The sequence below is a fragment of the Arthrobacter sp. 08Y14 genome (genome assembly GCF_002929455.1).
Taxonomy (GTDB): Bacteria; Actinomycetota; Actinomycetes; order Actinomycetales; family Micrococcaceae; genus Arthrobacter_B; species Arthrobacter_B sunyaminii.
In genome coordinates, this window is record NZ_PJIX01000007.1 from 1 (window position 1) to 2,226 (window position 2,226).

The 2,226-nt window shown below is 61.9% G+C and carries 1 protein-coding gene; it reads left to right on the forward strand.

The genetic code is table 11. From position 1 onward, the window contains the following. The first annotated feature begins 585 nt into the window (after positions 1-585). A complete protein-coding gene (locus CXR03_RS17665; protein WP_181034678.1) occupies positions 586-2,055 on the forward strand; it encodes a DUF5979 domain-containing protein in 1,470 nt (489 codons plus the stop codon). Positions 2,056-2,226 lie beyond the last annotated feature (171 nt).

A 2,226-nucleotide genomic window follows, 5' to 3' on the forward strand; every position in this document is an offset into this window, starting at 1 on the left:
GAGAGTAGGTCACCGCCGGACAATATTTGTTCAGAGGTTGAGGCCCGTACCTTTTGGTACGGGCCTCAACTGTTTAAGGCCCCGCCCTGGTTGGCGGGGCCCAACTTGTTTAACCAGAGAATGTCAATAGGTAATTTGGCCCCTGCCCGGCGTTCTCCGAATATTGCGGTTCCGCCTACCCCCGGCCGCGGATTCCACATACTGTGCCTAGCACACAGGCTGAACTGGTTTCGGCATGGTCACTCGCGAATCATCCCCAGGGATAGAAGCAGGAAGGCCCCTATGAGCCATTATTACTTTCCATCCGGCCCGCGGCGTCGGCCGGGGCACGGGCGCCGGCTACGCAGGTCACTCTTAGGTACGGCGGCCGTTGCGGCCCTCCTGCTGGCACCGTTCGCGGCACCCGCGAATGCCTCGTGGACAGAGCCGGACCCGAATGATCCGGCGCCGGTAGCCGGCACCAATGCGGAAGTCGTGACCACCGGGCTCGGGCCCGCTCAAAGGGTGCAGGCGTTCGTAGCTGACAATCCGACTCCTCCGGATCCCTTGGCACCGTATCCGGAGGAGAACCCAGCGGGAGTGCCTGTGACCGGCCGGTTCGCGGGCATCATTATCACTGAGGATGCCGATGGCGGGATCGGGCAGATGTACTGCATCGACACAGCGGTGGAAACCATGGTCGGCATCGGCTACGTTCAGGGGGCTTGGGAGGAATCCAACGTAGCCAACATCGGCTACGTGAACTATGTCTTGAACAACTACTATCCTGCGAATCCCGCAGTGCCTGCGGGCTTATCGGCAAATCAGCAGGCTGCGGCGGTGCAGGGTGCGATCTGGTACTTCACCGACGGATACCTGGTCAATACATCGGAGACGGTCATCAGAGGCGCGGTTGAGGCGATCGTCGCCGACGCACAGGCCAATGGGCCCCTGGTGGAACCGCCCCCGCCGAATGTCACCGTTACCCCACCGGTTGCTGCGGGTCCGGAGGGAGGCGTGGCGGGCCCGTTTACGGTGGCAGCGGAAGGCGCTGCGGAGGTTACCGTTTCCGTGCCGACCGGATACACGATGTTTGCCGACGCTGCGGGGACTGTCCCTATTCCAAGTGGGAGCGCAGTCGCTTCGGGCACCCAGGTCTGGGTGGGTGGCCCGCCGGCTTCCACCGATCCGGGAGTCCTCAGCGCCCGCGCTTCCGTCTCCGTCCAAACAGGCAACGTCTACCTCTACGACGGCGGCAACCCAGGCATGGATAATGCGCAACCTCTCATCCTCGCCGCGAACACGGTGTTGGAAGCCACTGCCGGGGCGACCGCGGAGTTCTTTGTACCGGGAGACCTCGTGGTGAACAAAACGTTTGCAGGAGAAGCGATAGGCAGCCAAGGTGCAATCGCGCTTGCTGTCGACTGTGGTGCAGTGGGGGTGTTTAGCTTTGAGATCCCCGCGGGAGCCACAGCTCCCGTCAGCGAAACAATCGTTGATCTTCCGGTGGGTACGGTGTGCTCCGTTACCGAACCGGTCACGGGATCCACTACCGAAGTGACGGTGACGCCGACCGTCTCGGATGCGGTGACGATCACCGAGGGGGAGAATGTCCTCACCGTCGCCAACACTGTGGAATTCAACCCGGGGAGTCTTGTGGTCGCCAAGACGATCAGCGGCTCCGGGGCCGGCCTCCAGGAGGATATCGTGCTTCACATCCAGTGCGGCGATGGAATCATTGATGAGATTTTCCTTATCCCTGAGGGAACGACTGCTGATACTTTCACGCAGCTGTACCAGGGAATCCCGGCGGGTGTGCTGTGCCGGGTTTCCGAGCCAACATCGGGGGCCAATGAAGATGTCACGGTGGAAACCTCAGGCACTGGTGAAGTGGCCATCCTGCCCGGACAGTCTCAAACCGTCGAGGTGGTCAACGTGTATGCACCTGTGCCTTACACAGAACGCCTTCCGAAAACCGGAGCTGACGGTATGACAGGCCTTGCCCTGGCTGGCGGTGGAATAATGCTGGCCGGCGCTCTGCTGGTCCTGGGAACATCGCGCCGGCGCAGTAGCTAACGCGGGATTTGTACCAATCCAACCCCCGACTGCAGCCGGGACCGGTCCTATTCTTGGGCCGGCCCCGGCTCCGCTGCCGGGACGATTTGCGGGTGGGTCAAAACCTGTGTAAAGTCTTCTAAGTCGCCGCGGCCGGGAGTTGGAAAACATCCCGAGCATGGCGGCCAAACC